Raw genomic sequence first — 22061 nt, 5'->3', positions numbered from 1 at the left:
AGTTTTATGAAGACCGCACAGGAACTCCGCACCGGCAACGTAGTCATGATCGGCGCAGACGCGATGGTCGTGCAAAAGGCCGAATACAACAAATCGGGCCGCAACTCCGCCGTCGTCAAGATGAAGTTCAAGAACCTGCTCTCCGGCGCAGGCATGGAAAGCGTGTACAAGGCCGACGACAAGTTCGACGTCGTCGTGCTGGAACGCAAGGAAGTCACGTACTCGTACTTCGCCGACCCGATGTACGTGTTCATGGACGCCGACTACAACCAGTTTGAAGTCGAAGGCGAAATGATGGGCGACGCCCTTCACTACCTCGAAGACGGCATGGCTTGCGAAGTCGTGTTCTACAACGAGAAAGCCATCTCGGTCGAACTGCCGACCACGCTGGTCCGCGAAATCATCTACACGGAACCGGCCGTCAAGGGCGATACGTCGTCGGGCAAGGTATTGAAGAACGCCAAGCTGACCACCGGTTTCGAACTGCAAGTGCCGCTGTTCTGCAACATCGGCGACAAGATCGAAATCGACACGCGTACGCACGAGTACCGCAGCCGCGCCTAAGCGCCTGCCGCCTGAATCCTGTTGCCGGAGCAAGTCCGGCGCAGCGAAAAAAAAAATGTCAAAAAAAAAGCGCCCACGTTGGGCGCTTTTTCTTTTTTGCGCCGCCGTGTATGGTTGAGGAAAACTTTACCGGCAACCTTCTCAAAAATGCCTGTCCGCCACGCTTACTTTCCTGGCTTACATCAGACAAACCCTTGATAAGCTTAAGCAATTGACTTTGGCACAGTTCATGCGTCTCTCCGATACGGACCGGTTGGGCTTTTTTCCTCAACTCCGGAGACGTGACATGAATCACGACATCGCTGAAGCAGGCGGAACTTGAAGTAAAACGCTTCGTCGGCAGCAACCGGGATTTCTGACCGGTCGAATGAAGGAAATACAGGTGTCCGCCCACACCTCCCATCGCGTCGGCACGGACACCCGCTAAAGAGCAAAGGACCTAGAACTACATGAGTCGAATCGCCCCCACGCCGCTTGCAGGTCGTGCTCCACGACTTGCGCCTCGCCCACGCCAATTGGCCCGCGGCTGTTCCGCCGCCGTGGCAGGCGCTGCCCGCGCGGTGTGGCATTCGACCGACAGTACCGGCCAGCCATCGCGCCCATGTCGCGCGCCAAAGTACCGGCGCTGCGCATTGGGTATTCCGTCCATCTAAAAAATAGCGCTCGCCATGCCACATGCCCTGATTGTTGAAGACGATCCCAATAGCCTGTCTGGCCTGTCCGCCATCCTCGCCGCCGACGGCTTCTCCGTCGACACCGCGACCACCATCGCCGAGGCCCGGGCGGCGCTGACGCGCTTCATTCCTGACGTCGTGCTGGTCGACCTGAATCTGCCGGACGGCAGCGGGCTCGACGTGTTGCAGCACCTGCCCGCGCACCCGCCCGGCGGCGCCTTACCGGTGATCGTGATGACCGGCAACGCGACGGTCGAGAGCGCGATCGAGGGTCTGCGGCACGGCATCTGGGACTACCTGCTCAAACCGGTCAATATCCCGCGTTTGCGCAGCCTGCTCGCCCGGATTCCGCGTCCGTACGAGCTGACCGAAGAAGTCCAGACGCTGCGCGCCTCACTGCGTCAGCTTGGCCGTTTCGGCTCGTTACTGGGCCGCAGCGGTGCGGTTCAGCATGTGTACGACACGATCGAACATATCGCGCCAACCGAAGCCGCCGTGCTGATTTCCGGCGAAGCCGGCACCGGCAAGCAACTCGCGGCGCGCACGCTGCACGACATGAGCCGGCGCCGCAAAGGACCGTTTGTCACATTCGATTGCCGGACCGCAGGCAGCGTCGCGGTGCATCGTCCGCTCGACAGCCTGCTGTTCGGCCACGAGCGCGGCGCGTTCAGCGGTGCCGAGCAGCGCGAGCCGGGCCTGTTCGAGCAGGCTAGCGGCGGCACGCTGTTCATCGAAGAAATCGCCGAACTGCCACGTGCCCAGCAGGAAGCGCTGCTGCGCGCGCTCGACTCGCAGACCTTCACGCGGGTTGGCGGCACAAATCAGGTCGCGACCGACTTCCGGCTGATCGCCTCGACGCGCAGAAACCCACGCGCGGCGGTCGCCGAAGGCGGCCTGCACGAAGGCCTCGCGCTGCGTCTCGAAGCGGCCGCGATCACGCTGCCGCCGTTGCGCGAGCGCGGCGACGATCCGGCGCTGATTGCGCAAGCCGTCGTCGACGAACTAAATCACGACGCGGCCGCGCGCGGCACACCGGAAGCGGCCAAACAGGTCGGGCCGAACTTCTTGCGCGAGTGTCTTTCGTACGAGTGGCCGGGCAATGTGCGCGAGTTACAGGATCGCGTGCGCCGGGCGTATCACGCGTCGGGCGACGTGCTGGAGTCGCTGCGCGCCGATGAAGCGGGCTCGGCGAATGGACGCGATCTGAACGGCAGCCGCGTGCAGGTCACCGTCGGCACACCGCTCGCGGACGTCGAGGAGATGCTGATTCGCGCGACGCTCGACGCGGTCGGCGGCACGCGCCATCGTGCGGCATCGCTGCTGGGGATCAGTCCAAAGACGCTATACAACAAGCTGCAGCGGATGCGGTTGAACTGACGGCTTCGCGCGAGGCCGGGATTGAATAGAAAACGGCGCCTGAAAGAGGCGCCGTTTTTTTGTTCGATGCAAACGCTTGAGCCGTGGACCTTTTATCTACCGGTTGCTCATGCAAACGCGCTGCGCAGCAGGGCCTGCGCTTGCAGGTACTGCGGCTCGGCGACCAGCCTGCTCCACTTGAGCGCCTTGCCGCGCGGCCGCATGCGCCTAAGCCGCTGTTGCGATTCCTTCGACGGCGTGAAGCGCAGCGCGTCCAGCACCTTCTCGGCTTCCTCCGGCTGATTGCAGATCAGCACCATGTCGCAACCGGCCTCGAGCGCGGCACTCGCCCCCTCCGTCAGCGTGCCACCCTGGCGCGCGGCTTCCATCGAGAGATCGTCGCTGAAGACCGCGCCCTCGAAGCGCAATTTTTTCCGCAGGATGTCCTGTAGCCAGACGCGCGAAAAACCCGCGGGCTTCGAATCAACTTTTGGATAGACCACATGGGCGGGCAGCACGGCCCCGAGCGACACACCAAGCCAGTCGTACGGCGCCACGTCATCGCGCAGGATCTCGTCGAGCGAACGGTCGTCGACGGGCATTGCAACGTGCGAGTCCGCTTGCGCGAAACCGTGCCCTGGAAAATGCTTGCCGCAATTGCTCATGCCGGCCAATGTAAGGCCGTGATTGAGGCTCTTCGCCAGCAAGGTCACGACGCGCGGGTCGCGATGGAACGAGCGGTCGCCGATCACCTGCGACTGCCCGTAATTCAGATCGAGCACCGGCGTAAAACTCATATCGATGCCGCACGCGCGCAATTCGGCCGCGAGGATATAGCCGACCGCGGTCGTCACCTTGGTGGCGTGCAGCACGTCGCTGTCCCACAGCGTGCCGAGCTTGCCCATCGCCGGCAACACCGTGAAGCCGTCGGCGCGAAAGCGCTGCACGCGGCCGCCTTCGTGGTCCACAGCAATCAGCAGGTCGTCGCGGATCGCGCGGATCGAATCGGTCAGCGCGATCAATTGCGCGCGGCTCTCGTAATGGCGCGCGAACAGGATCACGCCGCCAGTCATCGGATGGGCAAGGCGGCGTCTATCGTCGTCGTTCAGCGTTGTGCCGACCACGTCGAGCATGACCGGTCCGGGAGTGAGTTTCATCGAATTCCGCTAGAAAAAAGCCTGAAGCAAAGAGAGACACGGCCGACGTGCGCCGCGTTCAAGATTATTTATTCGTCGCTGGCGGGTGCGTGCGGGGCATCCGGCCCTCGCGCCACCTCGCCTGTTTCGGCAATCACGAACGACACGGCGTAATCGCGTTCGTCGCTGATCGTCACACGCGCGGTGATACCGCGCGCGTCGAGCCATTCGGCCAGCTCGCCCGATGCCACCACCATCGGCTCGCCGCTCGGCTTGTTGAGCGTTTGCAGCGCACGCCAGGTCATCGGCCAGCGCATGCCGAGGCCGATCGCTTTCGAGAATGCTTCTTTGGCAGAGAACCGCGTGGCGAGAAATGCGAGTCCACGCGCCGCCGAACGCGCGTGACGCGCGTGATAGACACGCAGCTCGTCCGGGCCAAGCACCTTCTCGGCAAAGCGGCCGTTGGTGCGCGTCATCACCGCGGCCACGCGGCTGACCTGAACAATGTCCGTACCGATGCCGTAGATCGTCATGTTTGGCGCCGCGATGTTACGATCGTGCGCCGAGACGCGCGGCGACCATGATCGCCTTCATCTCGCGCACGGCGTTGTCCCAGCCGGCGAAGATCGCATGCGCGACGATCGCGTGGCCGATATTCAGCTCGACGATGCCTTCGATCGCGGCAATCTGCTGAACGTTGGTGTAGTGCAGGCCGTGACCCGCATTGACCTTGATGCCAAGCGTGGCGCCGAACTCGACGGCACGCACCACGCGCTCAAATTCGCGCTGCTGCTCCGCGGGATCGTGCGCTTCAGCGTATCGGCCCGTGTGCAGCTCGATCACCGGCGCGCCTGCTTCGTGCGCGGCGCGGATTTGCGTTTCGTCCGGATCGATGAAGAGCGACACACGCGAGTTCGCTGCGGCGAGTTGCGTGCAGGCGGCGCGCACGGCTTCGAACTGGCCGGGGACGTCGAGGCCGCCTTCGGTCGTCAGTTCCTGGCGCTTTTCCGGCACGAGGCACACGTCATGCGGCTGCACTTCACAGGCGATGTCGAGCATCTCCTGCGTGACCGCGCATTCCAGATTCATGCGCGTTTTCAACAGCGGCCGCAGCTTGCGCACGTCGGCATCGACGATATGGCGGCGGTCTTCACGCAGATGCAGCGTGATCACATCGGCGCCGGCCTCTTCGGCCATCAAGGCGGCGCGGATCGGATCGGGGTAAGACGTGCCGCGCGCGTTGCGCAGCGTGGCGACGTGATCGATGTTCACGCCCAGGTCAATCACATTCGGCGACGTAAGAAAGAAGCTCATAAGTTCTGCAAGTCGATCAGTATCTGGCGCGTCGCGAGCGGCGTGCCGCCAAGGTAAGTGTTGAGCAGAAAGCGCATCAGCGTTTTGCTTTGCGCCACGGTCTGCGCTCGATGGTAATCGTCCTTTTCCATATCGAGCAAGGTCTGTCCGGCGATCACCGGCCAAAGCGCTGGCAGATCGTCGGACGCTTCGCGCACGCCGCGCTCCGGATCGAATACATAGCGGCCTTCGGCCTGCACCGCTTTGCGCGCGACCGTGCGATCGAGCGCCATCGCATAACCAGTTTCCCGCAACAGCACGCGTTCGAACGAACGGAGCACCTGCACGGGCGGTTCGTCATGCGCGAGGCGCGTCATCGTAACGACGTAGTGATGGAACAGTTGCGGATGCGGATCTTCGCGCGCGCAGAATTTAACCAGCAGTTCGTTGACGTAGAAACCGCAGAGCAGCGCGTCGCCCGCCAACGGCAACATGCCGCCGACCCATTCGGCGCCGGTCAGCGTACGCACTTCGGATTTGCCGGACCATGACAATGCAAGCGGCTGGAAGGTCTGCAACACGCCGCGCAAAGCGGAGTGCGGACGTTTCGCGCCTTTTGCGACGAGCGCGAGACGGCCGTGATCGCGCGACAACACGTCGATGATCAGACTGGTCTCGCGGTATGGATAGCTATGCAGAACAAAAGCCGGTTGCTCCGCGATCCGGTAATCGGAAGCAGAGGTACGCGGTGCGCGACGCGCGGGAGCTTTGCGCGGCTCGCCTTCTGCGCTTTGAGCATCCTGAGCACTCTGAGCGCTTTTGGTGCTTCTAGCGCTTCTGTCGCTCGATGATGATTTTTTGGTACTGCGAGCAGGTTTGGACGGCTCGCGCGCCGGCGCTGCCGGCGCCGAGTCGTCCGGGTCAGCGTCGGAATTCAGCGTCATCCACGCGTCATTCGTACCCATACGCACGGAGTCCGGCTTCGTTGTCAGCCCAACCGCTCTTCACCTTGATGAAGGTTTCCAGATACACCGGGCCGTCGAACAGCTTTTCCATATCAAGCCGCGCTTCCGTACTGATCTGCTTCAGCTTGGCGCCCTTCTGGCCGATGATCATCGCTTTCTGCGTATCGCGCTCCACCATGATTGTGGCGAAAATGCGGCGCAGACGCCCTTCGGTTTCGAACTTGTCGATCAGTACGGTGCTCGTGTACGGCAGTTCGTCGCCGGTCCAGCGAAACACCTTTTCGCGCAGGATTTCGGCGGCAAGAAAACGCTCGCTGCGATCGGTTAGATCGTCTTCGCCGTAGATCGGCGCGCCTTCCGGCAAGAACGGCTTGACCGTCGCCATCAAACGCTTGATGTCGTCCGGATTCTTCGCCGACAGCGGCACGATCTCGTTGAACTGGCGCAACGCGGCCACCTGCTGCATGAACGGGAACAGCGAATCCTTATCCGACACGCGATCGAGCTTGTTTGCGATCAGCAGTGTGGGCACCGACGGCGGGATCAGGTCGAGCACCTTCTGGTCGTCCGGGCCGAAGCGGCCGGCTTCGATCACGAACAGGATCGCGTCGACCGAACTCAGCGTGGACGTGACCGCGCGATTGAGCGAGCGGTTCAGCGCGCCGCTGTGCTTGGTCTGGAAACCCGGCGTGTCGACGAAAATGTACTGCGCGTCTTCAAGCGTATGGATGCCGGTGATGCGGTGGCGCGTGGTCTGCGCCTTGCGCGACGTGATACTGACTTTCTGGCCGACCAGCGCGTTCATCAGCGTGGACTTGCCAACATTCGGGCGGCCGATGATCGCGACCATGCCGCAGCGAAAACCAGTGGGAGTGGGAGCGTTCATATTCAGGCTACGGCAAGTTCAGGTCAGCACGCGGGGAATGGCGCGCCGATGGCAATCAATGGCCCGCATCGGCGACACGGGTTTGCACCGTGTCGGCTACGCCGGGTTCGTGTTCGATAGGTGCGGGCACGCCGGGCGTGGGCACGGCTGCGCCGGGTGTGGCTTCCCGGCTGCGGTGTTTGTCGGCGATGCGAACGGCGGCGGCTTCCGGTTTGGCGTCGGTGGGCTTTGCATCCGCGGGCTTTGCTTCTGCGGGCTTCGAGCCTTCGGATCTGACTTCGGCGGATTTGGCGTCCGGTTTTTCGGCCGGTTTGTCTGTCGCTGCTTTGTCAGCCGACTTCTCGCTCGCGTGGACGGTTGCCTTGTCAGCTCTTTCCACCCTATCCGCACGCTCCGTCTTGTCCTGTCCGCTGTATTCCACGTGCGCGGCGCGAATCACAGCCAATGGCGCGGACGTCGCAGTCAAGGTCGCGCGCTGCTCGGCTACAGACTCCGCCACCGGCGCGGTGCGGGTCTCGCTCCGCCCGGCCCCACGCTCGTTCTTGCGATCCGGGCTGCGCAAATCGAGCGCGGCCTGTACGCCGGTCACGCCGGGCACGATTTCCTGCTCGGCATTCTTCGCCGCACGGGCGCCTTTCGAACGTTTGGGCTTGGCGACCACCGCGGGCGCGGCGGCCATCACCTCGTCGAGCGCCTTTTTGGCCGCGGCCTGCTCAGCCGCACGACGGCTCGCGCCGGAACCGGACACTTTGACGTCCAGTTTCGGCACCGTGCATTCGACTTCAAATTGCTGATTGTGCGCCGCACCATGCGTCGCGACGACCGTGTACGTAGGTAGCGCGATCTTGTGACCCTGCAGATATTCCTGCAGCAACGTCTTGGCGTCTTTGCCAAGCGTGCGCGGGTCGATGTGATCGAGGATCGGCACGTAAAGGCGCTTGATCACCGTTTGAGCGGCATCGAACCCGCCGTCGAGGAACACCGCGCCCAGCACGGCTTCCAGCGTGTCAGCAAGGATCGACGGGCGGCGGAAGCCGCCGCTGCGCAGCTCGCCCTCGCCGAGACGCAGGCCTTCGGAGATATTGAGGGCCTGAGCGATTTCGTAAAGCGACTGCTGTTTGACCAGATTGGCGCGGACGCGCGACAGGTCGCCTTCGTCCAGTTTGCCGAAACGTTGGAACAAAAGCGCAGCCACCGCGCAATTTAGAACGGAGTCGCCGAGAAACTCGAGCCGTTCGTTGTGCGTGGAACTATGACTGCGGTGCGTTAAAGCCTGGCGCAACAATTCCGCATTGCGAAATTCGTAGCGCAGACGGCTTTCCAACGGAGATAGGGGCATGGGCAGAGTATAACGCGGGCGCCTGCCCCGGCGAAAACGCGGGACGGCCTGCGGAAAAAGCGTGGTGAAGCGACGTTACCGCGGATTCTTAAAGTAGCGTGCTAACACGCCGCGACTGATGTGGCCTAAGTGTGGGCCATCTGCGCGGCGTGTCGTGCAATCAAGGCATGCGTGCTCAGTGGAATGGGCCGATGCGTTTCAGATCGCTGAAGTTCATCCAGATGAAAAACGCGCGGCCAACGACATTCTTATCCGGTGCAAAACCCCAGTAGCGGCTATCAGCGCTGTTATCGCGGTTGTCGCCCATCATGAAGTAATTGCCCGGCGGCACTTTGCAGATCACGCCGCGTGCGTTGTACGTGCAGTTGTCGCGATACGGATAATCTTCCGCGCCGACAATGAACGGCGGCACGGCCGGGTTATTCAGAATCGCGTTCTTGCGGCCGTCGAGATTTTCTTCGAATTGCTTCGCGTAGCCGAGGCGCTCTTCGTCGAGATAGTCAGGCAGCGGCGTTTCCGGCACGGGTTTGCCGTTGATCGTCAGTTGCTTGTCTTGGTAAGCGACGGTGTCGCCCGGCAGGCCGATCACGCGCTTGATGTAGTCGACGGATTCGTCTTTCGGGTAGCGGAACACCACCACATCGCCACGCTCGAGCGGACGGCCTTCGGTGATCTTCGTGTTGGTGATCGGCAAGCGGATGCCGTAGTCAAATTTATTGACGAGGATGAAGTCACCCACCAGCAGCGTAGGCACCATCGAACCTGACGGAATCTTGAACGGCTCGACCACGAACGAGCGCACCACGAACACCACCAGAATCACCGGGAAAAAGCTCGCCGAATATTCGAGCCACCACGGCTGACGCAGCTTGTCGTCACGCAGACGGGCGCGCGTTTGCGCCGCGTTTTCGTCGGCGAAACGCTCACCGATGCGTGCCTGCTGGCTGTCGAACTCAGCGACTACGGCGTCTGCCGCACGGCGCCGTTGCGGCATGAAAACCAGCTTGTCTGCGACCCATGCGACACCCGTCAAAATGACGAGCACAAAAAGAATCAGCGCAAAATTCATAGAGTTCCGTTGTTCGTCTTATTTGTCTTCGACACGCAGAATCGCGAGGAAAGCCTCTTGCGGAATCTCGACAGACCCGACCTGCTTCATTCGCTTCTTGCCTGCTTTTTGCTTTTCCAGCAGTTTCTTCTTACGGCTAATATCGCCGCCGTAGCATTTTGCCAGCACGTTCTTACGCAACGCTTTAATGTTCTCGCGCGCAATAATATTCGAGCCGATGGTGGCCTGAATCGCGACGTCGTACATTTGACGCGGAATTAGCTCGCGCATTTTCGCCGCCACTTCACGGCCGCGATACTGGCTCTGCGAACGGTGCACGATCACGGACAAGGCATCCACCTTGTCGCCGTTGATCAGCATGTCGACCTTCACGACATCTGCCGCACGATATTCCTTGAACTCGTAATCCATCGACGCGTAGCCGCGCGAGATCGACTTCAGACGATCGAAGAAATCGAGCACGACTTCGCCCATCGGAATTTCGTAGGTCAACTGCACCTGACGGCCGTGGTACTGCATGTTGATCTGATTGCCGCGCTTTTGCGTACACAGCGTGATCACCGCGCCGACGTAGTCTTGCGGCATGTACAGATTCACGGTGACGATCGGCTCGCGCACTTCTTCGATCTTCGACGGCTCCGGCATCTTGGCCGGGTTTTCAACCATGAGGATCGTGCCGTCGCGCTGCAGGACTTCGTACACCACGGTCGGCGCCGTGGTGATCAGGTCCATGTCGAACTCGCGTTCAAGACGTTCCTGCACGATCTCCATGTGCAGCAGACCGAGGAAGCCGCAACGGAAACCGAAGCCGAGCGCCTGCGACACTTCCGGCTCGTACTGCAACGAGGCGTCGTTCAGCTTCAGCTTTTCGAGCGAGTCACGCAGCGCATCGTACTGGTTCGCTTCGACCGGATAGAGACCGGCGAACACCTGCGGCTTCACTTCCTTGAAGCCCGGGAGCGGCTCGGCCGCAGGACGATTCACCAGCGTGACGGTGTCGCCCACCTTCGCGGCGGCCAATTCCTTGATGCCGGCGATGATGAAGCCCACCTGCCCGGCGGACAACGATTCGAGATTCTTCGACTTCGGCGTGAAGACGCCGATATGCTCGACCGGATACTGCGCACCGGTTGCCATCATGCGGATCTTGTCTTTCGGACGCAGCGTGCCGTTGACGATACGCACCAGCATCACGACGCCCACGTAGTTGTCGAACCACGAGTCGATGATCAGCGCTTGCAGTGGCGCTTCCGTATCGCCCTTAGGCGGCGGCACTTTGGCGATCAGCGCTTCGAGCACGTCCTCCACGCCGAGGCCGGTCTTCGCGCTGCAATGCGTGGCGTCGGTTGCGTCGATGCCGATCACGTCTTCGATTTCTGCGATTGCGTTCTCGGGATTCGCGGCCGGCAGATCGATCTTGTTGAGCACCGGAATCACGTCGACGCCGAGTTCGATCGCCGTGTAGCAATTGGCCACGGTTTGCGCTTCCACGCCCTGGCTCGCGTCGACGACCAGCAACGCGCCTTCACATGCGGACAGCGAACGGCTGACTTCATACGAGAAGTCGACGTGGCCCGGCGTGTCAATCATGTTCAGGTTGTAGACCTGCCCGTCACGGGCCTTGTACGTCAGTGCGGCGGTTTGTGCCTTGATGGTGATGCCGCGCTCGCGCTCGAGATCCATCGAGTCGAGCACTTGAGATTCCATCTCGCGGTCGGACAAGCCACCGCAAATCTGGATGATGCGATCGGCGAGCGTCGACTTGCCATGGTCGATGTGCGCAATGATCGAGAAGTTACGAATATGATCCATTCAGTACCGATCAAGCGAAAAAGGCGCGCTCGGACAATAGCGGAGCACGCCTTGTAAGTAGGTGAAAAACCTATCTATTTTAGCCGAAAAGGCTATCGCCCGGCGCATCTTGCGAGGCTCGGGCGGAAAAGACGGCACATGAGAAGCGTGAAACGGGGCGTGAACGGCGCACGTTCGCGCTTGGTGTGCCCCCCGGCGTGTGCCCGGCGTGGACCCTTAGCTCGACCCCGAATACGTGGATGGCGAATGCGCCGCCACGTAACGTGCGACGAGCGCGGCACGAACTCGCGCCGCGTCCAGGTGATAGTGACACAACTCAACGCCGTCGCAGACCAGAACCGGCACCAGTTCGTTATAACGGGTTTCCAGCAAGGGATCGGTGTCGATGTCGATCACGACGACTTGCGCGCCGAATTCCACCAGCAAAGGCTCGAGTGCGGCACGCATGTCGTCGCACAAATGGCACCACGCGCGCCCGTAGAGCGTGAGCGGCGCCACCGTCTTCATTTCGCCGCGCTGCGCGGGCGAATCGGCACGAACTGCGTGTTCTCGCCGCGACGGACCAGCAACGCGACCATCTTCTGCGGGTCGAGGTGCGCGGTCAGGTCGTCGAACTGCTTCGCGCTCGTGATATCGGTATCGCCCACACGCAGGACGATGTCGCCCTTTTGCAGCCCAACGCGCACTGCCGGGCCGTCTACCGCGTCGATCTGCACACCGTTGTGCAGTTTCAGCGCCTTCAGTTGATCGGAAGGAATATCGCTAACGGCGAGACCCAGCACGTTCGTGGCGCGCTGCTTCGGCACCGGCGGCTTCTTCTGGTCCGCCTTGGCGGACTTATCCGGTTGCATTTCGGCGATCGTGATCGGCAGATCGCGCGTCTGGCCCTTGCGCCAGATCGTGACAGTCGACTTGGTGCCCGGCTTCGTATCGCCGACCATGCGCGGCAAATCCGTGGCCGTGTCGACCGAATGGCCGTTGAACTTCAGAATGATGTCGCCAGGCTGCACGCCCGCCTTGTCCGCCGGACCGCCCGGTTCGACGCTACTGACCAGCGCGCCCTGCGCCTTCGGCAGACCGAGCGAATCGGCCACGTCTTTCGTTACTTCGCCGATCGCCACCGCGATCCTGCCGCGCACGACCTTACCCGAGGTTTTCAACTGTTCGGCCACACGCATCGCCTCGTCGATCGGAATCGCGAACGAGATGCCCATGAAGCCGCCAGTACGGCTGTAAATCTGCGAATTGATGCCGATCACTTCGCCCTGCATATTGATCAGCGGACCGCCCGAATTACCCGGATTGACTGCCACGTCGGTCTGGATGAACGGCAGATAATCGCCCGTGTCGCGCCCCTTGGCGCTGACGATGCCGGCCGTTACCGTATTCTCGAGACCGAACGGCGAACCGATTGCGACCACCCACTCGCCCACACGCACCTTGTTCGAGTCGCCGATCGTGATGGTCGGCAAATTGGCGGCACTGATCTTCACAACAGCAACGTCGGTCCGATCGTCCACGCCGATCAGCTTGGCTTTGAACTCGCGCTTGTCGGTGAGGGTGACGTAAATGGTATCCGCGTCGTCGATGACGTGCGCGTTGGTCATCACGTAGCCGTCCGCCGACAGAATAAAGCCTGAGCCGACGCCGCTGTTCTGTTCGGGATCGCTGTTGTCTGGCGAGTCCTGGCTGCCGCCGCTTCCGCCGCTTCCGCTCCCACCGTTATCGCCGCCGCGCGGGGAACCCGGCGATTGCGGCGACTGTGGCAACGGAATGCCGAAGAAGCGGCGGAAAAACTCCGACATGTCGCCGTCGTCCATGCCCGGGGGCAATCCACCACGGGCGCCGCTGTTCGACACGCGTGTGGTCGTGCGAATGTTGACGACTGCTGGGCCGACCTTGTCGACGAGGTCAGTGAAGTCGGGCAGGTTGGCTGCGGGAGCCGCCGACGCCGTGTGCGGCATGAGCGGCAAACACGCCACCACCACCGCGGCCGCGAGGAATTTGCGCACCGAGAAAGTCGTCATATCGTAGCAAGCCGAGGGATTCGAGTGATTCGGAAGATTACTTCGGAGCTTTATATTCTATGGCAGACGCAAATTGCTGCAATGTGGTCTGGGGCACTTCACCAAGCAGAGTAATCCAGAAGTCACCGCGACGCTTTACCAGAACGTGTGTGGCGCCGCTGCTGCCCGCACCTTCCTTGCGGGTATTGTTCTCGACCGGCTCGACAAACACCGAAATGGCCGCGAGGCCGTCGGAGAATACGGCCTGATCGACCGGAATGGTCGGCTGGCCCGCGTCACGCGCGGCCATGGGACGGCGCAACTCACGAATCTTGCGGAAGCCCGGTACGGTCGGCGTGATCTGCCAGCCTTGCGCAGCCATATCCACCGGCTCGACCGGCGGCCGCACGACCGTCCAACCTGTCGTATTACGAATACCGTTGACAATGGCGGTTTTGTCGACCGGCACGCCGATGCGAATCTGCGAAAACGACAATTGCTCGAGCACCTGGCCGTTCGGGTCAAGCGTCTGCGCACGCAGCAGCAGGCCGGTCTTCTTGTCGGCCCACAGCTTGTAAGCGAAGCGGTATGCGTCTTTCGGGTCGAGTTCGATCACCTGGCTGTCGATACCCGCGACGCGGTCGTCGCCGAGCAGCTTCGGCTCGTACACAGACAGCACCTGCTCGCCGCTTACAGCCAGCAGCGCGGGGAACGAATCTTTGTTCTGGCGCTTCTCGACCACGCACAGATGCCGCTCAGGCACGAACGTGTAGAGATCTTCGTTGTGGCGAAGCATTTTGCGCGGCTTGCCGTCGAGGCTTTCGAGTTGCTCGAATTCGCCGTCAGTGCGGGTTGCGTAGTGCGCGATCCGTGACGTCTGAACGAAATTGCCGCGCTGATAGACGAACGCGCCCTCGTAGTTCTGCTGCTGGGCGGCCTGATGGATTCGATCGAGCAGCTCCGCAGCCGTGCGACGGGCGACGAGTGGATCGTCGGTTTGTGCGAAGACCCGCGGTGTAGCGGACAACAATACGGCTGCGCAAATCAGAAATGCCGGCAGCCGCCCCCAGATAGTCGTTTTATTCAACCGCGGAGTCTGCATCAAACTATTGGCCTTGCGTAGAAACTGCGGCAGCGCGAATCAGCGGCATCGAGCCCGGCATGACCGGTTGTTGCGCGAATTGCTGGTGAGCTTCCAGATACTGATCGAGACTTGCGTCACGAATAATGTTGGCGTCTTGCGCGACAGGCTGAACCGTTGCCGCGGGCACCGACGCCATGGCCACGCGTTGCAGCGAATCACCATGCGACTGAAGCGACGCGACTTGCGTGACGCCGGAGCCGCCCGGCACACCTTGCAATTGCGGCACGACGATCCACGTCAGCGTGGCAGCGGCAGCGGCCACAGCAAAGGCCGGCACGACGCGACGGCGCAGCGCCAGCAAACGGCGTGCAACCGGCATGGCGGCAGGCGCGAGCACATGCGGCTCGTTGTCGAAACGTGCCGCAAAACCGTTCAGGAACGCGCTGCTCGCTGCCGGGCTGACCGCCAGATCGTCAGAACGCAGGGCGTCGCCGATCAGGTGATAGCACGACCAGGCGGCACGATCTTCGCCGTCCAGTTCGGAAACAAACGTTTTCAGATGCTCTTCGCCGAACAACTCGCCGTCGACAAAAGCGGACAGACGCTCGCCGCGCGAGCTAGCTTGCGATTGCATCGAGACCGACCCCATGATGCTCCCCATCTTACAAATACCCCGTAGTGACACCACTAATCCAGATATTGCACCCGCGCCCCGCCCGGCGGCCGGTGATTACCAGCGCTTGCCTTCAGGTGTGTCAAGCAACGGACGCAATTTTGCCGCAATGGCTTCGCGAGCGCGAAAAATTCGTGATCTGACTGTGCCAATTGGGCAACCCATCATCTCAGCGATTTCCTCGTAGCTCAAACCTTCAATTTCACGAAGAGTAATGGCGGTGCGCAACTCTTCCGGTAAAGCCGCCATCGCAGCATTGACCGTCTCGGCGATCTGCTTGCTCATCAACATCGACTCAGGCGTGTTGATATCCCTTAGTTGGTCGGCGTCCGAGAAAGTTTCAGCTTCTTCAGCATCTGCTTCGGTCGAAGTCGGTGCGCGCCGCCCCTGGGTCGCAAGGTAGTTCTTTGCTGTATTGACCGCAATCCGGTACAACCACGTATAAAAGGCCGATTCCCCACGAAACTGCGGCAACGCCCGGTACGCCTTGATAAAGGCGTCCTGGGCGACGTCTTCCACTTCGGCCGGGTCCCGCACGAGGCGGGAGATCAGCCGGAGAATCTTACGGTGGTATTTGGAGACCAGAAGCTCGAACGCGGCCTTGTCGCCCTTCTGGACGCGCTCGACCAGCACCTGATCAATTTCTTTTTCGCTCACCTGATAAATCCGTTAACTATAGGGCGCATGGCGGGGGACCATTGTAGCGTCCCCATCATCGCGGCACGTTACTCCGGTAACAGCGGTTACAGTCGTTACAGTCACGCGCCGGCGCCACGCCGGCCCAGCAAGGCGAGCTCCCGGAAGACGGCCGCTGGAAGCGCGTCAGCGGCAAGAAGTAGCGTGCGGGGGCGCCCATGATCCGGCACCAGCGCCAGAACGAGCAAGCGACCGCTCCATTGCGAACAGCCGGCAATGCGGCCCTGCGTCAGCAGACCGCCCGTGCGATTCCAGGCAGACAGTCCGTCCGGACCGATTTTCAGCGCGACGGGCTGCGCATGCTCATGTTTTGCCGCATGGAGCGTCAACAGCGCCCACACGGCAAACGTCAACGCAGCCGCCTGCCAGGCGCCCAGATGCGACGCGAAAGAGGTGTAGGCGGCCAACGTCGCAATCAGCACAAACGCCCCCAAAGCGGCACACATCGCGGCGGAGCGCCGCAACGTAATCCGTTGCGACACTCCGCCGGGCGTTGCCGATTCGAGAGAAACCGCCGGGCAAGCCGGCGTTTTCGACTGGCGTGTCACCAAACGATCAGGCGATCAGGCGCGCTTGAAAACCAGCGTGCCGTTCGTGCCGCCGAACCCGAACGAGTTCTTCAGCGCGACGTCGATCTTCATCTCCCGCGCGGTGTTGGCGCAGTAATCGAGATCGCAGGCCGGATCCTGATTGAAGATGTTGATCGTCGGCGGCGAGACCTGATGATGCACGGCCAGCACGGTGAACACGGACTCCAGACCGCCGGCGCCTCCCAACAGGTGACCCGTCATCGACTTGGTCGAATTCACGACCATGTCTTTGGCGTGGTCGCCGAAAGCGCGTTTGATGCCAGTGGTTTCAGCCAGGTCGCCGAGCGGCGTGGACGTGCCGTGCGCGTTCAGGTAGTTCACCTGATCCGAATTGATGCCCGCGTTCTTCATCGCGGCCAGCATGCAGCGGCGTGCGCCGTCACCGTCTTCCAGCGGTGCGGTCATGTGATAGGCGTCGCCGCTCATCCCATAGCCGCCGACTTCGGCGTAAATCTTCGCGCCGCGTGCCTTCGCGTGTTCGTACTCTTCGAGCACCATCACGCCGGCACCCTCGCCCAGCACGAAACCGTCGCGGTCTTTGTCCCACGGACGGCTCGCCGTTGCCGGATCGTCGTTGCGTTGCGACAGCGCGCGCGCCGCCGCAAAGCCGCCGACACCGAGGGGCGACACGGTCGATTCCGCACCGCCGGCGATCATCACGTCGGCGTCGCCGTATTCGATCAGGCGCGAAGCCTCACCGATACAGTGCAGACCGGTGGTACATGCGGTCACGATCGCCAGATTCGGACCCTTGATGCCGAACTTGATCGACAGATGGCCCGAGATCATGTTGATGATCGAGGCGGGCACGAAGAACGGCGAAATACGGCGCGGACCGCGATTCAGCAATTCGGTCTGCGTATTTTCAATCATCGGCAAGCCGCCGATTCCCGAACCGACCACGACGCCGATGCGCTCCGAATTCTCGTCGGTGACTTCGAGGCCGCTGTCCTGCATCGCCTGGATGCCGGCTGCGACGCCGTAATGGATGAACGTATCCATGTGGCGTGCTTCCTTACCGGGGATGTAGTCCTCGATATTGAAGCCCTTCACCTCGCCGGCGAAACGAGTCGAAAAGTTCGACGCATCGAACTTCGTGATATTGGCAATACCCGACTTGCCGGCGACCAGATTGGCCCAGCCGTCGGCAACATTATTGCCAACAGGCGAAATCAGCCCCAGGCCTGTAACAACAACACGACGGCGGCTCACGGTAACCCCTTTTTCATAGATGACAAAAGCAAAAGCCACAGCGGCCACAGGTACCTGCCCTGTGTGCCCTGTGGCTGTTAGCCGCCCCCACACCTGGCGCTTCGCACCAGGCCCCCCCGAGGGGGGCAATCCCCCAAGGGGACTTCCTCCGGAGCGGAAAACGCGGGGCGGCCCGGCGTTTTCTTGAAAGTCGGCAATCGCGCGAAAAGTTGCGCTGTCAGCATCGCTGGCTCCTGCATGGCAAAAAGCGCCAGCCCTGCTGGCGTCGGAAACCGACACGGCAGGGCGTCATACGCCGCCAACGCAGAAACGCAGGCGCGAATGACTTTAGGCCTTGACGTTCGCGCGAGCGTAGTCGATCGCTTGCTGAACGGTGGTGATCTTCTCAGCTTCTTCATCCGGAATTTCCATGCCGAATTCGTCTTCGAGGGCCATCACGAGTTCAACGGTGTCGAGCGAGTCGGCGCCGAGGTCGTTCACGAACGAAGCTTCGTTCTTGATCTCAGCTTCTGCAACGCCCAGTTGTTCTGCGACGATCTTCTTGACGCGCTGTTCGATATTGTCCATTACCCCTCCAAGGGAAAAGAAGTTCAAAAATACAGGTGCGCGCATTTTATCAGGTTTAACCCGGCAAAAAAGCGGCGCATCGGGTTCCTGTCAAGGCATGCGCCTTACGCTTTTGCAAACGCATCAAGGCGCGGATAGTAACCGAATTTGGTTACGACATGTACATTCCGCCATTCACATGCAGTGTCGTGCCGGTGATATAGCCCGCTTGCGGCGACGCGAGGAACGCCACAGCGTGCGCGATATCGTCCGGGCTGCCAAGGCGGCCGAGCGGAATCTGCGACTTCAGCGCGGTTTGCTGCTCTTCCGGCAGGGTCTTGGTCATGTCGGTATCGATGAAGCCCGGCGCGACGCAATTCACGGTGATACCGCGGCTGCCGATCTCGCGTGCCAGTGCACGCGTCATGCCCGCTACGCCCGCTTTCGCGGCTGCGTAATTGATCTGCCCTGGGTTGCCGGCCGAGCCGACCACCGACGTGATGTTGATGATACGGCCGCCCTTCGCTTTCATCATCGGACGCAGCACCGCGCGCGACAGACGGAAGACCGATTTGAGATTGGTGTCGATCACTGCGTCCCAGTCGTCGTCCTTCATACGCATGGCGAGCTGGTCTTGCGTGATCCCGGCGTTGTTCACCAGCACGTGCAGCGCGCCGAATTCCTTCACGGCGCCGTCGATCAGCGCTTCGGCTGCGGCGGCGTCGTTCACGTTGAGCACCGCGCCGCGGCCGTTCACGCCGGCCGCGTTAAAGGCTTCGCTGATCGCTGCCGCGCCGCTTTCACTGGTTGCCGTGCCGATCACCGTCGCGCCCTGGCGCGCCAGTTCCATCGCGATCGCACGGCCAATGCCGCGCGACGCGCCTGTCACGATTGCGATTTGCTTGTCGAGAGTCTTTTCCATCTGTCAGTCCGGATGCCCTTTCGGAGGGCTGATTGATTCTTGATGTCGAGCTTGTGCCGTGCTTGCGCCCTATGAAGCGGCGTTCAGGCCGCCGTCACGAGCTTGAGCGTTTCTTCGAGCGAAGCCGGATCGAACACCGAGGCGCCGACCAGATTGCCGTCGATACGCTTTGTCAAACCCGCGAGGACCTTGCCGGGACCACATTCGATCACATGCGTGACGCCTTGCGCCGCCATCGCCTGCACGCTTTCGACCCAACGCACCGGACCTGCTGCCTGACGCACCAGCGCGTCCTTGATCTTCGCCGGCTCGTTGACCACCGCGACGTCGACGTTGTTGATCACCGGGATCGACGGCACCTGCACGTCGACGCCAGCCAGATACTCGCGCAATTGATCCGACGCCGGCTTGAGCAGCGACGAGTGGAACGGCGCCGATACCGGCAGCGGCAACGCACGCTTTGCGCCCTTCGCTTTCGCGACTTCGCAAGCCTTTTCGACTGCAGCCTTGTGACCGGCGATCACGACTTGCGCCGGCGCGTTGAAATTCACCGCTTCGACGACACCCGCGACCGACGCTTCGGCGCAAACCGCGCGCACCGTGTCGTCATCGAGGCCGAGAATCGCGGCCATGCCGCCAACGCCGACCGGCACGGCCGTTTGCATGGCTTGTGCGCGAAAACGCACGAGCGGCACAGCATCGCGAAACGTGATCGCGCCCGCCGCGACCAGCGCGGTGTATTCGCCGAGGCTATGACCGGCAACGATGGCCGGCTTCGGGCCGCCCGCCTGCAGCCACGCGCGATAAACCGCATAGGCGGCGGTCAGCATGACCGGCTGGGTATTGGTGGTGAGATTCAGATCTTCGACCGGGCCTTCGGCAATCAGCTTGCCGAGGTCCTGATTGAGCGCGTCGGACGCTTCCTGAACCGTCTCACGCACGATCGCGTGATCGGCGAATGCGTTGAGCATGCCGACCGACTGCGAACCTTGCCCAGGAAAAACGAACGCAAATTTCATATCGTCCCCAAAATCGATGTTGTCAGATGTGGGTGGCGCACCCAGTTGATGGCGAGCGCGCTCAAGCGTATCCGAGCGCCGCGAAGAGCGCTCGCCATAACGTCGCCGCGATCAGTAGCGGATAACCGACGCGCCCCACGTGAAGCCGCCGCCGACACCTTCGATCAGCACGTTCTGGCCGCGCTTGATGCGGCCGTCGCGCACCGCGACGTCGAATGCGAGCGGAATGGACGCAGCCGACGTATTGCCGTGCTCGCCCACCGTGACGACCATGCGTTCCTGCGGCAAGCCGAGCTTACGGCAGGTGCTTTGCATGATGCGGATGTTGGCCTGATGCGGAATCAGCCAGTCGATCTGCTCGGCCGACAGATTCGCTTTTGCGAGTGCCTCGACTGCAACTTTTTCGAGCACGTTGACCGCAAGTTTGAACACGGCCTGCCCGTCCATATGCAGGAACGCGCTGCCTTCGATCACGCCGCCGTTCACATTGCCCGGCGTGCAGAGAATGTTCGAATGACTGCCGTCGGCGTGCAAAGCGCTCGCCAGCACGCCCGGTTCTTCGGACGCCTGCAGGATCACCGCGCCCGCGCCATCGCCGAACAGCACACAGGTGGTGCGGTCCTTGAAATCGAGAATGCGCGAGAAAGTTTCAGCGCCGATCACGAGCGCCGTGCGATGCTGACCGCCGCGAATCAGGCTGTCCGCCATCGCCACCGCATAAGCGAAGCCCGAACAGACGGCCTGCACATCGAATGCCGCGCCGTGGTTCTTGATGCCGAGCTTGTTCTGCAACAGGCACGCCGTGCTCGGAAAAACAAAGTCGGGCGTGGAAGTTGCAACGATGATCAGATCGATGGATTGCGGATCGATATCGGCCGCTTCGATCGCGCGCTGCGAGGCGATCAGCGCCAGATCGCTGGTGGTGACATCGGGTTCGGCGAAGTGGCGCGCATGGATGCCCGTGCGGGCAACGATCCATTCGTCGCTAGTCTCGACGCCTTCTCTGGCGAGACGTTCAGCCAGATCCTGATTGGTGACGCGCCCGGGCGGCAGGTAGCTGCCGGTGCCCAGCACGCGAGAATAAATTGTCGATTGAGCCATTATGCCTTCGAGGATTGCGCAGCGTAGGGCTCGGCCGGCTGGCCTGCGATCGGGCTTGCGTGACCCGCACCGCTTACGTCGCGCGCCGCCTGTTCGAGAGAACCTGCATTCTCTTCCATCGCTCGCGCAAGGCGTTCCAGCACGCCGTTTTTGACGGCATCATACCCGCGTTTGATAGCCCACTCAAACGCGTAGGCATCCGCCGAACCGTGACTTTTGATCACCAGCCCACGCAGGCCCAGCAGCGCGGCGCCGTTGTATTGCCGATGATCGACCCGTTTCTTGAAACGCATCAATACCGGCAATGCGAGCACCGCCATCACCTTCGTGAGCCATGAGCGGCCGAACTCTTCCTTGATGATGTTGGAGAGCATCTGCGCGAGGCCTTCCGACGTTTTCAGCGCGACATTGCCGACAAAACCGTCGCAGACGATAACGTCGACCGTGCCCTTGAAGATGTCGTTGCCTTCAACGTTGCCGTGAAAGTTAAGTGTACTCGCGCGCAGCAGTTCGCCGGCACGTTTGATGGTGTCGTTACCCTTGATGACTTCTTCGCCGATGTTGAGCAGCCCGATGGTGGGCCGATCGCGGCCCTCGAGCGCCGACACGAGCGCGTGCCCCATCTCCGCGAACTGCAGCAGATGCTGCGGCTCGCAATCGACGTTGGCGCCCAGGTCGAGCATCATCGTGTAGCCATTGGGATTGGGTAGTGCGGACGCAATGGCCGGGCGTTCGATGCCCGACAGCGTTTTCAGCACATAGCGCGAGACCGCCATCAGCGCGCCGGTGTTGCCGGCGGAAATGCAGGCTTGCGCCTCGCCTTCCTTGACGCGGTTCAGCGCCACGCGCATGGATGAGTCTTTTTTCTTGCGCAGCGCGACTTCGACCGGATCGTCCATGGCGACGATCTCGGAAGCAGGTACGACGGTCAGCGCCGGCAGGTCCTGAGCCTTCAACTTCTTCAGCTGCGCACGAATCGCACTTTCAATGCCAACGAGCAGCAGCTCAGCATCAGGATGCGAACGAACGAAGGTGACGGCAGCGGGAACGGTCACGGACGGCCCGTGGTCGCCTCCCATGCAATCTATCGTGAGCTTTACTGTCATGGAGTGCGACGA

General features: G+C 61.7%; 23 protein-coding genes. 2 read left to right on the top strand and 21 right to left on the bottom strand.

Annotation, left to right across the window (positions count from 1 at the left end; translation table 11 throughout):
• Positions 1–6: 6 nt before the first annotated feature.
• On the top strand, positions 7–564 hold the full coding sequence (efp, locus tag B0G76_RS04520; RefSeq protein ID WP_093640439.1) for an elongation factor P: 558 nt from the start codon (positions 7–9) through the stop codon (positions 562–564).
• A 58-nt stretch (positions 565–622) separates the two neighbouring features.
• On the opposite strand, the gene B0G76_RS42415 is transcribed toward efp, so the two are convergent.
• Positions 623–910 carry a hypothetical protein gene (locus B0G76_RS42415; protein WP_183081990.1) on the bottom strand — a complete coding sequence of 96 codons (288 nt, stop codon included), beginning with the start codon at positions 908–910 and terminating at the stop codon, positions 623–625.
• Between the two features lie 322 nt (positions 911–1232).
• Here B0G76_RS42415 and B0G76_RS04515 point away from each other — a divergent pair, with 322 nt between their 5' ends.
• Complete coding sequence (locus B0G76_RS04515; RefSeq protein WP_120290433.1) at positions 1233–2615, top strand: sigma-54 dependent transcriptional regulator; 1383 nt, start codon at positions 1233–1235, stop codon at positions 2613–2615.
• A gap of 107 nt (positions 2616–2722) precedes the next feature.
• Here B0G76_RS04515 and nagZ read toward each other — a convergent pair whose 3' ends face one another.
• From nagZ to plsX, 20 genes are all read right to left on the bottom strand, one after another.
• Positions 2723–3751, bottom strand: a complete 1029-nt coding sequence (gene nagZ / locus B0G76_RS04510; RefSeq protein ID WP_120290431.1) for a beta-N-acetylhexosaminidase — start codon at positions 3749–3751, stop codon at positions 2723–2725.
• A gap of 68 nt (positions 3752–3819) precedes the next feature.
• Positions 3820–4263: a holo-ACP synthase gene (gene acpS, locus B0G76_RS04505; RefSeq protein ID WP_054036229.1), complete on the bottom strand. Its 444-nt coding sequence runs from the start codon at positions 4261–4263 to the stop codon at positions 3820–3822.
• A gap of 16 nt (positions 4264–4279) precedes the next feature.
• A complete protein-coding gene (pdxJ, locus tag B0G76_RS04500; protein ID WP_120290429.1) occupies positions 4280–5044 on the bottom strand; it encodes a pyridoxine 5'-phosphate synthase in 765 nt (254 codons plus the stop codon).
• Positions 5041–5988, bottom strand: coding sequence for a DNA repair protein RecO (gene recO / locus B0G76_RS04495; protein WP_120290427.1), 948 nt, complete (start codon positions 5986–5988; stop codon positions 5041–5043). Before recO ends, pdxJ begins: the two co-directional genes overlap by 4 nt.
• A complete protein-coding gene (gene era / locus B0G76_RS04490; RefSeq protein WP_120290425.1) occupies positions 5975–6874 on the bottom strand; it encodes a GTPase Era in 900 nt (299 codons plus the stop codon). The genes recO and era overlap by 14 nt, the downstream gene beginning before the upstream one ends.
• 55 nt (positions 6875–6929) lie before the next feature.
• Positions 6930–8213 (bottom strand): ribonuclease III, encoded by a 1284-nt coding sequence (gene rnc / locus B0G76_RS04485; RefSeq protein ID WP_120290423.1) that lies wholly within the window; start codon positions 8211–8213, stop codon positions 6930–6932.
• Between the two features lie 175 nt (positions 8214–8388).
• Positions 8389–9282 (bottom strand): signal peptidase I, encoded by an 894-nt coding sequence (gene lepB / locus B0G76_RS04480; RefSeq protein WP_120290421.1) that lies wholly within the window; start codon positions 9280–9282, stop codon positions 8389–8391.
• Between the two features lie 18 nt (positions 9283–9300).
• Positions 9301–11094, bottom strand: coding sequence for a translation elongation factor 4 (gene lepA, locus B0G76_RS04475; RefSeq protein ID WP_120290419.1), 1794 nt, complete (start codon positions 11092–11094; stop codon positions 9301–9303).
• A gap of 216 nt (positions 11095–11310) precedes the next feature.
• Entirely contained in the window at positions 11311–11601 is a 291-nt protein-coding gene (locus B0G76_RS04470; RefSeq protein ID WP_120290417.1) for a glutaredoxin family protein, read from the bottom strand.
• A complete protein-coding gene (locus B0G76_RS04465) occupies positions 11598–13121 on the bottom strand; it encodes a DegQ family serine endoprotease (RefSeq protein ID WP_120290415.1) in 1524 nt (507 codons plus the stop codon). The genes B0G76_RS04470 and B0G76_RS04465 overlap by 4 nt, the downstream gene beginning before the upstream one ends.
• A gap of 37 nt (positions 13122–13158) precedes the next feature.
• Complete coding sequence (locus tag B0G76_RS04460; protein WP_120290413.1) at positions 13159–14202, bottom strand: MucB/RseB C-terminal domain-containing protein; 1044 nt, start codon at positions 14200–14202, stop codon at positions 13159–13161.
• A 4-nt stretch (positions 14203–14206) separates the two neighbouring features.
• A complete protein-coding gene (locus B0G76_RS04455) occupies positions 14207–14833 on the bottom strand; it encodes a sigma-E factor negative regulatory protein (protein WP_120290411.1) in 627 nt (208 codons plus the stop codon).
• Between the two features lie 81 nt (positions 14834–14914).
• Positions 14915–15514 (bottom strand): RNA polymerase sigma factor RpoE, encoded by a 600-nt coding sequence (gene rpoE / locus B0G76_RS04450; protein WP_063496847.1) that lies wholly within the window; start codon positions 15512–15514, stop codon positions 14915–14917.
• Positions 15515–15615: 101 nt separating this feature from the next.
• Positions 15616–16101 (bottom strand): protein YgfX, encoded by a 486-nt coding sequence (locus tag B0G76_RS04445; protein ID WP_310793924.1) that lies wholly within the window; start codon positions 16099–16101, stop codon positions 15616–15618.
• 15 nt (positions 16102–16116) lie between these two features.
• Positions 16117–17355: a beta-ketoacyl-ACP synthase II gene (fabF, locus tag B0G76_RS04440; protein WP_120290407.1), complete on the bottom strand. Its 1239-nt coding sequence runs from the start codon at positions 17353–17355 to the stop codon at positions 16117–16119.
• 327 nt (positions 17356–17682) lie between these two features.
• Positions 17683–17922, bottom strand: a complete 240-nt coding sequence (gene acpP / locus B0G76_RS04435) for an acyl carrier protein (protein WP_004197638.1) — start codon at positions 17920–17922, stop codon at positions 17683–17685.
• A gap of 151 nt (positions 17923–18073) precedes the next feature.
• Positions 18074–18823 (bottom strand): 3-oxoacyl-ACP reductase FabG, encoded by a 750-nt coding sequence (fabG, locus tag B0G76_RS04430; RefSeq protein WP_120290405.1) that lies wholly within the window; start codon positions 18821–18823, stop codon positions 18074–18076.
• Between the two features lie 83 nt (positions 18824–18906).
• A complete protein-coding gene (fabD, locus tag B0G76_RS04425) occupies positions 18907–19842 on the bottom strand; it encodes an ACP S-malonyltransferase (RefSeq protein ID WP_120290403.1) in 936 nt (311 codons plus the stop codon).
• A gap of 111 nt (positions 19843–19953) precedes the next feature.
• Positions 19954–20943 carry a beta-ketoacyl-ACP synthase III gene (locus B0G76_RS04420; RefSeq protein WP_074282641.1) on the bottom strand — a complete coding sequence of 330 codons (990 nt, stop codon included), beginning with the start codon at positions 20941–20943 and terminating at the stop codon, positions 19954–19956.
• Positions 20943–22049 (bottom strand): phosphate acyltransferase PlsX, encoded by a 1107-nt coding sequence (gene plsX, locus B0G76_RS04415; protein WP_120290401.1) that lies wholly within the window; start codon positions 22047–22049, stop codon positions 20943–20945. Before plsX ends, B0G76_RS04420 begins: the two co-directional genes overlap by 1 nt.
• Positions 22050–22061 lie beyond the last annotated feature (12 nt).

This window comes from Paraburkholderia sp. BL23I1N1 (assembly GCF_003610295.1).
GTDB lineage: Bacteria > Pseudomonadota > Gammaproteobacteria > Burkholderiales > Burkholderiaceae > Paraburkholderia.
Note: the sequence above shows the minus strand (reverse complement) of the source record. Positions and strands in the feature narration are given on the sequence as shown.

Coding starts and splice junctions, on each gene's coding strand:
- nagZ (WP_120290431.1), bottom strand. CDS start 3,751: ATGAAACTCACTCCCGGACCGGTCATGCTCGACGTGGTCGGCACAACG.
- B0G76_RS04515 (WP_120290433.1), top strand. CDS start 1,233: ATGCCACATGCCCTGATTGTTGAAGACGATCCCAATAGCCTGTCTGGC.
- B0G76_RS04420 (WP_074282641.1), bottom strand. CDS start 20,943: ATGGCTCAATCGACAATTTATTCTCGCGTGCTGGGCACCGGCAGCTAC.
- B0G76_RS04455 (WP_120290411.1), bottom strand. CDS start 14,833: ATGGGGTCGGTCTCGATGCAATCGCAAGCTAGCTCGCGCGGCGAGCGT.
- era (WP_120290425.1), bottom strand. CDS start 6,874: ATGAACGCTCCCACTCCCACTGGTTTTCGCTGCGGCATGGTCGCGATC.
- lepB (WP_120290421.1), bottom strand. CDS start 9,282: ATGAATTTTGCGCTGATTCTTTTTGTGCTCGTCATTTTGACGGGTGTC.
- fabG (WP_120290405.1), bottom strand. CDS start 18,823: ATGGAAAAGACTCTCGACAAGCAAATCGCAATCGTGACAGGCGCGTCG.
- pdxJ (WP_120290429.1), bottom strand. CDS start 5,044: ATGAGCTTCTTTCTTACGTCGCCGAATGTGATTGACCTGGGCGTGAAC.
- efp (WP_093640439.1), top strand. CDS start 7: ATGAAGACCGCACAGGAACTCCGCACCGGCAACGTAGTCATGATCGGC.
- rnc (WP_120290423.1), bottom strand. CDS start 8,213: ATGCCCCTATCTCCGTTGGAAAGCCGTCTGCGCTACGAATTTCGCAAT.
- acpS (WP_054036229.1), bottom strand. CDS start 4,263: ATGACGATCTACGGCATCGGTACGGACATTGTTCAGGTCAGCCGCGTG.
- recO (WP_120290427.1), bottom strand. CDS start 5,988: ATGGGTACGAATGACGCGTGGATGACGCTGAATTCCGACGCTGACCCG.
- B0G76_RS04465 (WP_120290415.1), bottom strand. CDS start 13,121: ATGACGACTTTCTCGGTGCGCAAATTCCTCGCGGCCGCGGTGGTGGTG.
- fabD (WP_120290403.1), bottom strand. CDS start 19,842: ATGAAATTTGCGTTCGTTTTTCCTGGGCAAGGTTCGCAGTCGGTCGGC.
- B0G76_RS04470 (WP_120290417.1), bottom strand. CDS start 11,601: ATGAAGACGGTGGCGCCGCTCACGCTCTACGGGCGCGCGTGGTGCCAT.
- acpP (WP_004197638.1), bottom strand. CDS start 17,922: ATGGACAATATCGAACAGCGCGTCAAGAAGATCGTCGCAGAACAACTG.
- B0G76_RS04460 (WP_120290413.1), bottom strand. CDS start 14,202: ATGCAGACTCCGCGGTTGAATAAAACGACTATCTGGGGGCGGCTGCCG.
- plsX (WP_120290401.1), bottom strand. CDS start 22,049: ATGACAGTAAAGCTCACGATAGATTGCATGGGAGGCGACCACGGGCCG.
- lepA (WP_120290419.1), bottom strand. CDS start 11,094: ATGGATCATATTCGTAACTTCTCGATCATTGCGCACATCGACCATGGC.